General features: G+C 42.9%; 15 protein-coding genes. All 15 read right to left on the bottom strand.

Going from position 1 to position 11414, the window contains the following annotated elements; all coding sequences use genetic code 11:
- Positions 1 to 97: 97 nt before the first annotated feature.
- Positions 98 to 544 (bottom strand): response regulator transcription factor, encoded by a 447-nt coding sequence (locus tag FM107_RS10180; RefSeq protein ID WP_086948414.1) that lies wholly within the window; start codon positions 542 to 544, stop codon positions 98 to 100.
- Positions 545 to 825: 281 nt separating this feature from the next.
- Complete coding sequence (locus FM107_RS10175) at positions 826 to 1119, bottom strand: helix-turn-helix domain-containing protein (protein WP_086948413.1); 294 nt, start codon at positions 1117 to 1119, stop codon at positions 826 to 828.
- A complete protein-coding gene (locus FM107_RS10170) occupies positions 1100 to 1411 on the bottom strand; it encodes a helix-turn-helix domain-containing protein (protein WP_086948412.1) in 312 nt (103 codons plus the stop codon). The genes FM107_RS10175 and FM107_RS10170 overlap by 20 nt, the downstream gene beginning before the upstream one ends.
- A 179-nt stretch (positions 1412 to 1590) precedes the next feature.
- Positions 1591 to 2040 (bottom strand): DUF3872 domain-containing protein, encoded by a 450-nt coding sequence (locus FM107_RS10165; RefSeq protein ID WP_086948411.1) that lies wholly within the window; start codon positions 2038 to 2040, stop codon positions 1591 to 1593.
- An 11-nt stretch (positions 2041 to 2051) separates the two neighbouring features.
- Entirely contained in the window at positions 2052 to 2612 is a 561-nt protein-coding gene (locus tag FM107_RS10160; RefSeq protein WP_086948410.1) for a conjugal transfer protein TraO, read from the bottom strand.
- Between the two features lie 21 nt (positions 2613 to 2633).
- The gene (traN, locus tag FM107_RS10155) at positions 2634 to 3527 is read right to left on the bottom strand and encodes a conjugative transposon protein TraN (protein WP_086948409.1); all 894 of its coding nucleotides are present in this window, start codon (positions 3525 to 3527) and stop codon (positions 2634 to 2636) included.
- Between the two features lie 106 nt (positions 3528 to 3633).
- Positions 3634 to 4974 carry a conjugative transposon protein TraM gene (gene traM, locus FM107_RS10150; protein ID WP_086948408.1) on the bottom strand — a complete coding sequence of 447 codons (1341 nt, stop codon included), beginning with the start codon at positions 4972 to 4974 and terminating at the stop codon, positions 3634 to 3636.
- The gene (locus FM107_RS10145) at positions 4961 to 5248 is read right to left on the bottom strand and encodes a nitrogen regulatory IIA protein (RefSeq protein ID WP_086948407.1); all 288 of its coding nucleotides are present in this window, start codon (positions 5246 to 5248) and stop codon (positions 4961 to 4963) included. The genes traM and FM107_RS10145 overlap by 14 nt, the downstream gene beginning before the upstream one ends.
- A 20-nt stretch (positions 5249 to 5268) precedes the next feature.
- Positions 5269 to 5700 carry a hypothetical protein gene (locus tag FM107_RS10140; RefSeq protein WP_086948406.1) on the bottom strand — a complete coding sequence of 144 codons (432 nt, stop codon included), beginning with the start codon at positions 5698 to 5700 and terminating at the stop codon, positions 5269 to 5271.
- Between the two features lie 10 nt (positions 5701 to 5710).
- Complete coding sequence (gene traK, locus FM107_RS10135) at positions 5711 to 6334, bottom strand: conjugative transposon protein TraK (RefSeq protein WP_086948405.1); 624 nt, start codon at positions 6332 to 6334, stop codon at positions 5711 to 5713.
- Positions 6335 to 6355: 21 nt separating this feature from the next.
- Positions 6356 to 7351, bottom strand: coding sequence for a conjugative transposon protein TraJ (gene traJ / locus FM107_RS10130; RefSeq protein WP_086948404.1), 996 nt, complete (start codon positions 7349 to 7351; stop codon positions 6356 to 6358).
- Positions 7352 to 7353: 2 nt separating this feature from the next.
- On the bottom strand, positions 7354 to 7986 hold the full coding sequence (locus tag FM107_RS10125; protein ID WP_086948403.1) for a DUF4141 domain-containing protein: 633 nt from the start codon (positions 7984 to 7986) through the stop codon (positions 7354 to 7356).
- Positions 7987 to 8014: 28 nt separating this feature from the next.
- Positions 8015 to 10519 carry a TraG family conjugative transposon ATPase gene (locus tag FM107_RS10120; RefSeq protein WP_086948402.1) on the bottom strand — a complete coding sequence of 835 codons (2505 nt, stop codon included), beginning with the start codon at positions 10517 to 10519 and terminating at the stop codon, positions 8015 to 8017.
- Positions 10516 to 10848, bottom strand: coding sequence for a DUF4133 domain-containing protein (locus tag FM107_RS10115; RefSeq protein WP_086948401.1), 333 nt, complete (start codon positions 10846 to 10848; stop codon positions 10516 to 10518). Before FM107_RS10115 ends, FM107_RS10120 begins: the two co-directional genes overlap by 4 nt.
- A gap of 11 nt (positions 10849 to 10859) precedes the next feature.
- Positions 10860 to 11165 (bottom strand): DUF4134 domain-containing protein, encoded by a 306-nt coding sequence (locus FM107_RS10110; RefSeq protein WP_086948400.1) that lies wholly within the window; start codon positions 11163 to 11165, stop codon positions 10860 to 10862.
- Between the last annotated feature and the right edge of the window lie 249 nt (positions 11166 to 11414).

Raw genomic sequence — 11414 nt, 5'->3', positions numbered from 1 at the left:
CACTTTTCCTCACTTAGATTATATTATACAAACATAGGAGAAGCAAAAGAACGTCGCTTGTTTAGAACAGATATTTTACACTATTAAGATTAGACGGTCATTTATTAGCAAAATATTCTCTTGCTATTTTCGCTACTCCCACACTAAAATATCTTCCATTATCGGAAACGCCCTCAATGGCTTTTTTAAAATCGTCCTTATCGCTACCAATGAGCAGATAAGCAGCAACACCAATATCCAAAAGAGAAATTACCGCTTTTTCAGTATCAATATCGCTATGGGCAATCAGCTTTATAGTCGGATATTGCGTTTTCAATTCCCGTAGCTGTGCCAGCACGTTCTTGTCATAAAAATCGAGGTCGATGATGCAAACATCGGGAAATGCTGTTAGAACAGATAATTGAGATGATCCGCTTTCTATATTTTCCGAACGGAATAATATCTCAATTCCGGAATTAGCAAGCTCATTGCAGATGACATCTATAATCGGGCTTTTATCATTGATAAAGGCGAGGGTTTGTTCAGGTTTGTTTACTGTATCCATAATACCATTTTTTTATTTTTTGTGAACCCTACACAAAAAATAAAGCGTAGGCAATCACACTTACCGGCATTAAGGCACTGGTACGCCATCCCCCAAATAAGCGGACGCCCACGCCTATAACGTGAGCGTTCTTACCTATCTGTTCCGGGGATTTAAAAATTACCAGTTTCTAATGCGGAACTTAAAGTAAAAACACTTTAAGTATTTTTATATTTTCTAAAAGCAAAGATAATAAAGTCATTCCTATATGCGTGTATAATCAGGAACAAAAAAGGTTATAGTCAGTCGATTTTGTTGGAGATGTAATTTTGCTCCAATATGCCCAACAAATCCGTTTCCTTATAGATAATTTTGCCCCCTATCTGGATATAAGGCAGGACATTGTCATCACGATATTGTTGGAGGGTGCGTTTACTGATGTGCAGCAGCTTGCACACGTCTTCGCCCGAAAGGAAAATTTCACCGTTCATTACAGGACGATAGTTCTTCAGTATTTCTTCAATACGGCTTCGTAACTGTATTATCATCTCCCGTTGTTCGATGATTTCTTCTGCTTCATTGGTCAATAAATTCATTGTCGTTGGTATTGTACGGCTGTCCGGCTTCGAGCAAAGCCTGTACATCCGAGCGTTTGTAATAATTCTTGCGGTTCAGCTTGGAATAAGGCAACAAGCCTTTGTCTTTGTAGGTCTGCAAAGTCCGTTTGGTAATGTTCATCATCAGGCACACTTCCTGGTTATCGAGCCATTGCTCCCCTTTGAAAATAGGCGTATATTTTCGGGTGGTACTTTCAGTCAGTTCCAAAAGTGCTTTAAGCTCATTCTTCATTCCGTCCAATGCGGATTTTTGTATTGCGATAACTTCCATTTTTGCTCATTTTTGCTGTGGAAGTCGAATTTATAAAGGCTTATTGCAGGGTTGGGAAATGTGGTATTGATTGGCTTTGAAAGGTAGTGTTTGGCGGTTTACAGTATGGTAAAAAGCAAAAACCGACCTGCAAGAGTATTTACAGATCGGTTTGGTTCTTCTGGATGTTGCCACCCATTTTAATCACTACTATTAAACTGAAAGCTCAGTTGCTTTTCATTCCCGAAGCTGTCCGAAATCCAAACCTCAAAGGACTGTGATACGGTGGACGTGGAAGTGTAATACAATCTGAATTGTTCAGTTGGCAACGAATACAAATCATTCGGCAGGTACGGCTGTTCATCGCAATACTGCAATGTTCCTGTACCGTCAAACTGAAAATAGCGAAGAAAATACTGTGTGTTCGTGTAGTTCCCTGTTCGTTGTATGGTAATGCGTATTTCTACCGTCTGCCCATTTGATACATCTTTAGGCACAGGCATCACGTTTACCTCAAAAGGAAAATCGTTCTGTATTTCGAGTTCATCATCTTTGCTGCAAGATACCAGCGAAATAGAACCTGTCAGGATTGCCAGCATTAGGTATATTGGCAACATTCCTATTCTGAATTTATTAAATATTGCTATCATCGTTTCAAATTTTAAAAGTTAAACCTTAATCCCACACCTGCGGACGGACGAAACTGTTCCAGATCCGTACCCCATACTACCTTTGTACGCCCTTGCAGCACTAATACAAATCGGTCTGACAAGTATGTTTCAAACGTGAGCCGTCCGCCTGCTCCATAGATAAAATTATCCTCGCTCAGTATCTTCGCACCATCGTACAACATTGCTTCGCCCCGGTTGATGGTTTCATAACCTACTACGCCTGTTATGCCTAAGTTCAGCGTGATGTTCTTACGGGTATCACCTAACAGGAAGAAACTGTAACCGCCCTCGGCAGTATAAGTTTCCTGTGGTATTTGGATACCTTTGTAGTCGTGGTATTGATGCGTGTATTCCAATGCCCAAAGCTGATAATTGCCGTTCTTACCGTTTATGGTCATTGCTACACTGATGTAATAATCATTACCAATTTTCTCATCGGACAGTATGCCCGTGGTTACTTCCAATCCTTTTTGCTTTGGTAGCATTCGTTGTGCCTGTGTAACCGTGATGGCCACAAAGAGTAGCATCACGGTATAGATATACTTTTTCATTCTTATTGCTTTAAAGTGTTATTAAAATTTCAGATGCATATCGTTTATCAAACGAGCTTTGATTAAATCCGAATTTTCCACTTGAAGTGTCTGATGCCTGCCTCCGTTTTTCTCAAAGATTTCAATCAGTAAAACCTTGTCATCGTTAATGGTAAACTGATCCAAAAGGAAAACATTCTGTTCGACGGTCTTACCACCAATAGCATCCAATGGTTTATAAGTACGAAGCGGTATCATTGGGCGTTCCTGTACTACGGTACGTTTAGCAACTTTTTTATCGACCACCTTGAAATTGACAAAATCAATCTGAAAAGGCACATTGGTTTTGTTTCTTAACTCCGTATGGAAATAGTACTTGCCATTGTGTATGTAAATCCCTTTGAGGATAAACTGGATGCCGAAGCTCTTAGCTCCGATATGCTTTACAATTCGCTTGTCTTTCTTATAAATGGTTTCCAACAGCAAGCCTGCTAATGATGGCGAATTGTTGCCCAATTCTTCAAAAAGCACATCGTTTCCGTTGGCTTTACCTACTGCTTTCTGCATTGTCAAAAGGTCATAACTCAACGCTTCGGGATAGGAACTGTAATACACATTGAAGCTGTAAAAGCGACCGTCATTGGTGATAACGGAAAAATTGGTTTCTGCTTCAAAATCCTTCACGGATGCTTTTACCCGTAAAACATTCTCCGCATCTTCGGCTTTTCCTGCTATCAGGTATTCGCTTCCCAAATCCACATAACGGATAGCCGTCGGGAAAATCAGGTGCGAAGTTTTGTCATAGGTTACTTCCATTTTGTAAGGCTCTATCTTGCCTAATGCAAGCGGAGTTCTGGCACTTTCCTGTGCGTAAGACTGTACGGCAAAGCCGAGTATCAGGGCAAATGCCCAAAAGGTTTTTAAATGATTTTTCATTGTCTTTAATATTTAATTTTAATGGTGATGAAGCTTGTATGGATTAGTGTTTGTTTTTTAATGGTATCCATACAGGTTTCATTTTTCCATTTATTTGAGTTCAACATTATTTTTTTGATACCAAAAAGACCTGATGTCCTGCTTTCAGTGTTACTTTTGGTGTTCTTACTTTTTTGGCGAAGTAGCCTGAAATACCCTGTACTACGCCACGGCTTAAATCTGCGGCAACCTGTTGTCCGGCATTTTGCGTAAGCATTATGCTTGTTCCCGAAGTCTGGCTCATATTACCCGCCATTTCCGTAAGGGCGTTCATTTCGGGAGAATAGGGAACGTACAAGCCTTGCTGTCCGTCCAGATCATAAATGGTTATATCTACCGGAATGATATTGCCCTCCAATTCAATCGAGGTTACTTTTAGTTGTAAACGTCCCCCTTGATACTTACCGATTGCCGTTAGAACTGTTCCCTGCGGAATGGTACGGCTTGGAGTTTGTGCCGGCTCCAATAAACGCAGTCGTACACCACTTTCACCGATAATGGTCTGTGTTTCATGAATACAGGCTTTGATACTGTTTTTCGGTTGCACCACCTGCTGTGTAGAACCTGCGGTATAAAAACCCCTGTTACGGGTTTCGCTCCAGTCGGCTAAGAATGTACTGTCGGAAGGTTCACGGTACAAAGCAGAAACCGCATTCTTTCTTGCGGAAGTGAATGCTACAAAATGCTCCTTTTGTGTAGAAACCGTTTGAGCCGTAGCAGCCCCTGCACCATTAGAAGGTGGAGTTCCTGCTGAATTTGTGTTTGACGGCAGATATTTAGCCGCCATCTGGTAAGACTTCTCCATCAATGCCAATTGGTCATCTATGGTAGCTGGCTTTGGTACATCTTTGTCCACCAATTGTTCTTTTAATTCCTCCAACTGCCTGCGGAGCTCCATTGTTTCCGAATGATCATCCTGATAAAACCCACCCAATGTATTTTGGGCATTACGATAGCTGTTCAGTGCTGTGTTACCGGATCTGCCCGAGCTTCTGCCTCCGCTATAACCGTAGTTTTCGTCCTCTTCGGGAATTTCATCTTCAATGTCCTGTGTGCTGTCTGTGTTCCAGTAATCTGATAGCGTTGTCAGGGCGTTGCGTTTTTCCTGATTTTTCTGTTCAAGCATTTCCTGTTCATACGCTTTTTGCTTATCTGCCTGCAAACCTGCTTCTGTAGCCTGCGGTACGGCATCGTTCAGCCCGATATTTTCGATTACCTTTTTATCTGAAGATGGTTTAAATATCAGGTACATACAGCCTACGAATACAATGCCCATCAAACCGAATATGAGTGGTTTTTTGAGCTTTTGGGCTTTGTTCTGTTTGCTGTCTTGCAGCATATCAGCGGTTGCTGCCGGGCTTCCTTCTGTTACCCGGACAACCGTTTTTTTGTTCTCATTTTCTTTCATAAAACTTATTTTTAAAGATTGTTGTTAATGTATCCTGCAAGGGTGCAGGATGTTCTTTCTTTTGGAGGACAGGGTTTTCGAGATGTTCGATGTGGAGGTCATTTTTGAAATTTCCTGCATCGTACCATACTTTGGCAATGACCCCTGCGGTAAGCAGCAGATACCCAAGAAAAAAGTAAAGGGTATATTTATGCTGTTTCCGCAAAGGCAGTTCTCGCCAGCGGTCGTCCAATTGGTCAAAGTATCTGTCCATATTTGCTCTTAATTTTTTCATCCTTTAATGATTATGTGTTATCACATCCTAAACCCTCTTTTGCGGGCAGACAACTGTTCTTTCAGTTTTTCAGTCACTTGTGCAATGGCTTCTTTTCTTGTTGGAACCGAATTTGTAGTGAGGTCTGTTAATTTCGCTTGCTTCAATAATTGCCCGTACTGATCTATTCTTTCAATATTCATTTTCTGTACATCAAAAAGACCGTCTTCGTACTTTACCCACATATTGCATTCAACTTTTGGCTTATCGTCGCCATTCCATTGAAGGTAGGTTTTCAGCATCATAATATTAGGCAGCATCGGTTTGTCCATTCTGCTGTTACAAGCCTCCAAAAACCTGCTGATGCTGTCTTTTATTTTGTCTGCATAAGCCGCTTCTGTCTGAAAATAGCCGTCATACCCTTTATCTGTAAGGGTTTTTGCGAACGTGTCTAAATCAAGTAACTGTTTCATATCCAAAATTTTAGCGTTCGATAACTTCAATGTCCCTGTTCTCCACCACTGCAAACTTTTCGATATTGAAACCCTGTGGATTATTGTCTGAGCGAACAGAGTTCACGAGATAGCAGGTAGTAATCAGATTTCGTCGGGTTACGTTGCTTGAACGGATGATGAATTGTTTGGCATAGGTTCGTACAGCATAAGGATGGGTGTCGAAGTTGCACACGACACTATCTACTTCGACGCGTTGCTGTACATTACCCGATATAATACGGTTATAATAACCTTTTTCGGAAAGGTCTTTGTAATAATCAAAGGCACTTTTATCCGCAAGGTTAAACGCCCGTTTCATATTGCTTTCGATGGCATTCTTATCGGGAGCAAGCGTAAAGAACAGCTCGTGAAACCGCCTTACGTGTTCTCTTGCCTCCACAGGACGGTTGATGCTGGCATCCTGCGATAAGGCAAGCATCAAAGATTTGCCGTTATCCAATACATAGATTTTTTGGCGCTGTTCTTCTGCAAAGCGGTAGGACTGCCATACGGCATATCCTACCACGCCAGTGCAGAGAACCGCAAACACGATGGCATAAAGCCTGATCTGTCTGAAACTGTTTTCAATGTTTCTTAGCGTTTTAAATTCCATTTTTTTATGATTTGATTGTTTTTATTTTCCCATTAACTTGCCACCAATATTCCCTGCGGCTGAACCAGCTCCGGCTCCGGCAATATTTCCGGTTTTCATTGCTGTCTGGTTTACATTGCGGGTAAAGTTTCCTGCTCCGCCTGCCTGGATAACCCAGCCTGTTACCGTCGGTATTGTGAAGTATCCGATAATGCCGATTATCATAAAAATGATGTACACGGTATTTGAGGTATCAGGTATGTATGTCGGATCAGCCAGCATTTCAATGTCCCGTTCCAGTATCAGGGATTGTATTCTTGCCAACATTGAGCTGAACAAATCCGAAACAGGTAGCCACAGATAAACACTGATGTAGCGTGTGAACCATTGCGTGAGCGTGGACTGAAACCCATCCCACACAGAAATAGCAAAAGCTATCGGTCCGAGTATGGATAAGACAATCAGAAAAAACGTCCGTATGGTATCTATTACCAGTGCTGCCGCCTGAAACAGTATTTCAAGCAGATTACGAAACCAGTCCTTTATGGCTTTTTCTATCTGATAGCCTGTCCTGTCCATATACATACCCGCCATCGTACCAATGTCGGATGGCGACCAACCCAATTCGTCCAGTTTCTTATCAAACTCTTCGTCTGATACCATATAAGCGGTTTCGGGATTTCTGACCATTGCTTCATATTCCAACTGGTCTTTCTGCTGTTGCAGCTTGTTCAAGTCAAGCACCTGGTCTTCGAGTATGGCGTGGGTTCCCTTAACCACCGGACTTAATACCGCATTGATGGTTCCCAACACGATGGTTGGAAAGAACATAATACACAGTCCTAAAGCAAACGGGCGGAGTAACGGAAACACATCAATAGGTTCGGCACGGCTTAAAGCCTGCCAAACCTTTAATGCCACATAGAACAATGCACCCAATCCCGCCATACCTTTAGCCACTGCCGCCATATCTCCGGCAAGCGGCATCATATCGTCGTACAGCGAACGCAGGACTTCGTGAAGATTATTCCATTCCATCTTTACCAGTATTTTTGATTAGAAGTTCCGTAGAGGTCAAGCACTCTTTTGGTATCGTCTTTCTTTTTCGCTCTTAAATAGCTTACAGATATGTTTTTGTTAGTGTAATAGCGCACAAGGCTGTGGTATTCCTTTACTTCTTTGTACACACGGTCAATAATATCCATACGCTCTTTGTCATTCAGCGAAAGGCTGGATGAGGAAACGATCTGCTTCAATTCTTTCAGTAGTTCGGTACTTTCATTAAGCAATGCCGAATAGCCATTGCCGATAGCGACCAGTTCCTGCGGTTTGAAATTAGGGTCGTTCATCATCTTGCCGAAATTCTGCACGTACATTTCGGATACATCACCTACCAGAAGAACTGTCTGCTGTACTTTACGGGCATCTTTTACAAGGTTGCTTACTGCTTTCAGTTTGTCGTAATATTCTTTACCTTGCTTATAGACCTTTTCCACTTCTTTGAAATTTTTTACGACATTACTCACGGTGGAAGAAGTCTGTATGATTTCATTCGCAGAGTTGAGAATACCTGAAGTCAGGTTTGCAGGATCGGTAACGATCCATTGTGCTTTTGCGGAAGGTGCTACGGCGAGCATGAGTACCGTACACACCAGTAACATGACATTTTTCATTGTTTCTGATTTTTTAAATGATTAATAATTATTGAATTGCTTTATCACGCCGCTCGATAGCGATGTGCTTGATGGCGAGCTCCACATTGCCGCCCAGTGCTGCGGCAAGCTGCATCACTTCCATCTTTTCGGTTTCTTCGGTTGTATAGGCGAGATATTCTTCCAAACTCACTTCTGTAGCATATACCGCGGAGTGTGTACCGCCCAAGCCGATCCATACTTCTTTGTAAAGCCGAGAGGGATCGTTGTTCATATTGATTGAAAGTACCTGTGCTTTTTCCTTATCCGTAAGCCCAAGCATGGCCTGAATATCATCGAACTTGTTCATGTACTTTCGCTGATCAAGGAGGATCTTACAGTCGGAATTGTTGATGATACTTTCTTTCACAATGGGCGACTGGATAATATCATCGACCTCCTGCGTTACGACAATCGCTTCTCCGAAGAACTTTCTGACGGTTTTAAACAAATATTTTATGTATTCCGCCATTCCCTCTTTGGCAATTGCTTTCCAGGCTTCTTCAATCAGGATGAGTTTTCGGACACCTTTGAGCCTCCGCATCTTGTTGATAAAGACCTCCATAATGATGATGGTCACGATGGGAAAGAGGATTTTGTGATCTTTGATTGCATCAATTTCAAAGACGATAAAGCGTTTGGAAAGCAGGTCCAATTGCTTATCGGAATTGAGCAGGTAATCGTATTCGCCGCCCTTATAATAGGGTTCGAGAACGTTTAAAAAATTGGCAATGTCAAAGTCTTTTTCCCTTACCTGTTTTTCTTCGAGAACCTTGCGGTAGTCATTCTGCACATACTCGTAGAAACCGTTGAACGACGGATACACATCGTCCGATTTTATTCGTTCGATATAGCCGCTCACAGCATTGGAAAGGGCAACCTCTTCAGAACGGGTTGGTGGCTCGTCATCACGTTTCCAAAGTGTCAGTATCAAAGTCTTGACACTTTCCCGCTTTTCGATGTCGAATACGCCATCGTCCGTATAGAAAGGGTTAAAGGCAATCGGGTTGTCTTCGGTGTACGTGAAATAAACACCGTCTTCGCCTTTGGTTTTCCCTTTAATGAGTTCGCATAAACCTTGATAAGAGTTCCCTGTATCCACGAGCAATACGTGAGCACCTTGTTCGTAGTACTGTCGAACCATGTGGTTGGTAAAAAAAGATTTCCCGCTTCCTGACGGACCAAGTATAAATTTGTTCCGATTTGTGATAATACCACGTTTCATGGGCAGGTCTGATATATCCAAATGAATGGGCTTTCCGGTAAGCCTGTCAGCCATCTTGATACCGAACGGCGAGGGCGAATTGTGGTAGTTGGTTTCTTCAGTAAAGAAGCACAAGGCAGGTTCGATAAAAGTGTAAAAACTTTCCTCACTCGGAAAATCGCCTGCATTCCCCGGCATACCTGCCCAATACAAGGTGGCTACGTCCGTCGTGTTGTGGCGTGGCTTACATTCCATTAGTGCCAATGCACTACCGCAATCGTTCTTTAGCTGCTTCAGTTCCGCAGGGTCTTCCGACCAAGCCATAATGTTGAAGTGCGCACGGATTGAAGAAAGACCGAACGAATGTGCTTCGTTCAGGTACTTTTCTATCCACTCTTTGTTGATCTGGTTGGCACGGCTGTAACGAGCCAGTGAGTGCATATTCCTTGCGGACTTTTCAAACTTTTGCAGGTTGTCTTCGCTGTTGTCCAAAAACAAATATTGGTTGTAGATATGGTTACAGCTCAACAGCAAACCCACAGGTGCGGCGAACGACAAACGGCAGTCGCTGCGGTCGGTGGAAAGCTTTTCAAAACGGGTATCTGCCGATAGCGTTCCCGGTAGGTCGTCCGTGTCCGAAAGCGTGTGCAGGCTTAACCTTTTGTTCCCGATACGGACTTCTTCAGTTCCGAGGGCGATGTCCTGCATCGGTGTTCCGGCTTCCCTTGACAGGGTTAGGTACTGTTCCAACAATCCCTGTTTTTCGTCCGTTCCGATGATGTCATCCTCAGTAAGCCGTTGCAGGGTTATGAAACCGCTATCGTTCACGATACGCTCAAATTGTGCCACAGCTTCCATAAAGCGGTGTACCGTTTCCTTGTTCCTGATTTCCTTTGGTATCAGCGTACCTTTGCAAAGTGATGAAAAATTACTCTGCATACGCATACGCTCTTTGGTGGTCTTGGTCAGGAAAAGGTAGCAGTAATGGTTTAAGAACGGTCGCTCGTTGAAATGGCGTTGATAGGATTTTGCCAAAAAACTTTGGTCTTCCTTTGCCAAATCGGGCGCATAGCTTTCTTTGATGTACCAGTCCTGTTTGTGGATGACCGTAAAATCCGGCAAAGTCTTGATAGCCTTGTGCCAGGCGGAGTGAATAGCTTCATATTCCGCAGAAGCTACCGTAAACAGTTCCGGCAAACGAACCTCAAAGCAGGCGGTAATGTCCGCATCTTTAGATAAGATGCAGTTGTTCTCTACTGCCAAAAGTGGAAACTTGTTTTCCAGCGTTGTTGTCTTTGCAACGTTTCTCATAGGGCATTCGATTTAGGAGTGAATTTCAAATAGCGATGTACAGGCTTGCGACAGATGATGTAGCGTGGATGCCTTTTAGCCGCTCCGATTTTCATTAGCCCATGTTCGCCGTACTTCCTGTTCAGCGAGAACGTCTGCCATACAATCAGCGAAGCACCGCCTGCTCCGAGGAAAAGGCAGATGTACGAGTTTACGCCTGCCATATACAGTATCATCACGAAAATGAGCGTACCGAGCAAACCACCTGCAAAAATGAACAGGTATTGCGCTTTCAGTCCTTTAAATTCCACTGTCCTTCCAATGCCTTTGTTGATGTTGTAACTACTCATAGGGCGATGGATTAAAGGAAGAATGAACGCAGGATGGTCGCCGCTACGATTAAGAAGATACACGCGCCGAACCAGCTTGCCGCAGTCTTGCTTGTATCGGGGTCGCCCGAACTGAATTTGTTGTAAACTTTAACACCGCCTATCAATCCTACGACCGCTCCAATGGCATAAATTAACTGCGTAGCGGGGTCGAAATAGCTTGTTACCATTTGGGTAGCCTCGTTGATACCTGCCGAACCGTTTCCCTGTGCGAACGCACTCATTCCTGACAGCATAGCCACGGCTGCCAGCAAAACTTTTTTTCTCTGTTTTTTCATAATTGAAACACATTAATTTGTTACTGTTATCCCGCTCTTTGCGGTCTTTCGGAACAAAGGTGTTTCAGAAATCAGGGCGTTTTAGCAAAGTGGCAGTCAGAGGAAGTGTTTGGCTGTGAGTGGCTTTATGGGATTGTTTTTTTAACTTAGCATATACAAAACAGCGTGGTGTTGTCCCCATTTTGAAAATTCAATCGTCATTAGGGCGAACAATAAAATTTTAAAAAGATGAAAGAATTTGCGTTAATC

Source organism: Sphingobacterium sp. JB170 (assembly GCF_900163865.1).
Classification (GTDB): domain Bacteria; phylum Bacteroidota; class Bacteroidia; order Sphingobacteriales; family Sphingobacteriaceae; genus Sphingobacterium.
This window is presented reverse-complemented; position numbering and strand designations above follow the sequence as displayed.

Excerpts from the sequence above, each read along its gene's own strand:
- FM107_RS10180 (WP_086948414.1), bottom strand. The coding sequence starts at position 544 with ATGGATACAGTAAACAAACCTGAACAAACCCTCGCCTTTATCAATGAT.
- FM107_RS10175 (WP_086948413.1), bottom strand. The coding sequence starts at position 1,119 with ATGAATTTATTGACCAATGAAGCAGAAGAAATCATCGAACAACGGGAG.
- FM107_RS10170 (WP_086948412.1), bottom strand. The coding sequence starts at position 1,411 with ATGGAAGTTATCGCAATACAAAAATCCGCATTGGACGGAATGAAGAAT.
- FM107_RS10165 (WP_086948411.1), bottom strand. The coding sequence starts at position 2,040 with ATGATAGCAATATTTAATAAATTCAGAATAGGAATGTTGCCAATATAC.
- FM107_RS10160 (WP_086948410.1), bottom strand. The coding sequence starts at position 2,612 with ATGAAAAAGTATATCTATACCGTGATGCTACTCTTTGTGGCCATCACG.
- traN (WP_086948409.1), bottom strand. The coding sequence starts at position 3,527 with ATGAAAAATCATTTAAAAACCTTTTGGGCATTTGCCCTGATACTCGGC.
- traM (WP_086948408.1), bottom strand. The coding sequence starts at position 4,974 with ATGAAAGAAAATGAGAACAAAAAAACGGTTGTCCGGGTAACAGAAGGA.
- FM107_RS10145 (WP_086948407.1), bottom strand. The coding sequence starts at position 5,248 with ATGAAAAAATTAAGAGCAAATATGGACAGATACTTTGACCAATTGGAC.
- FM107_RS10140 (WP_086948406.1), bottom strand. The coding sequence starts at position 5,700 with ATGAAACAGTTACTTGATTTAGACACGTTCGCAAAAACCCTTACAGAT.
- traK (WP_086948405.1), bottom strand. The coding sequence starts at position 6,334 with ATGGAATTTAAAACGCTAAGAAACATTGAAAACAGTTTCAGACAGATC.
- traJ (WP_086948404.1), bottom strand. The coding sequence starts at position 7,351 with ATGGAATGGAATAATCTTCACGAAGTCCTGCGTTCGCTGTACGACGAT.
- FM107_RS10125 (WP_086948403.1), bottom strand. The coding sequence starts at position 7,986 with ATGAAAAATGTCATGTTACTGGTGTGTACGGTACTCATGCTCGCCGTA.
- FM107_RS10120 (WP_086948402.1), bottom strand. The coding sequence starts at position 10,519 with ATGAGAAACGTTGCAAAGACAACAACGCTGGAAAACAAGTTTCCACTT.
- FM107_RS10115 (WP_086948401.1), bottom strand. The coding sequence starts at position 10,848 with ATGAGTAGTTACAACATCAACAAAGGCATTGGAAGGACAGTGGAATTT.
- FM107_RS10110 (WP_086948400.1), bottom strand. The coding sequence starts at position 11,165 with ATGAAAAAACAGAGAAAAAAAGTTTTGCTGGCAGCCGTGGCTATGCTG.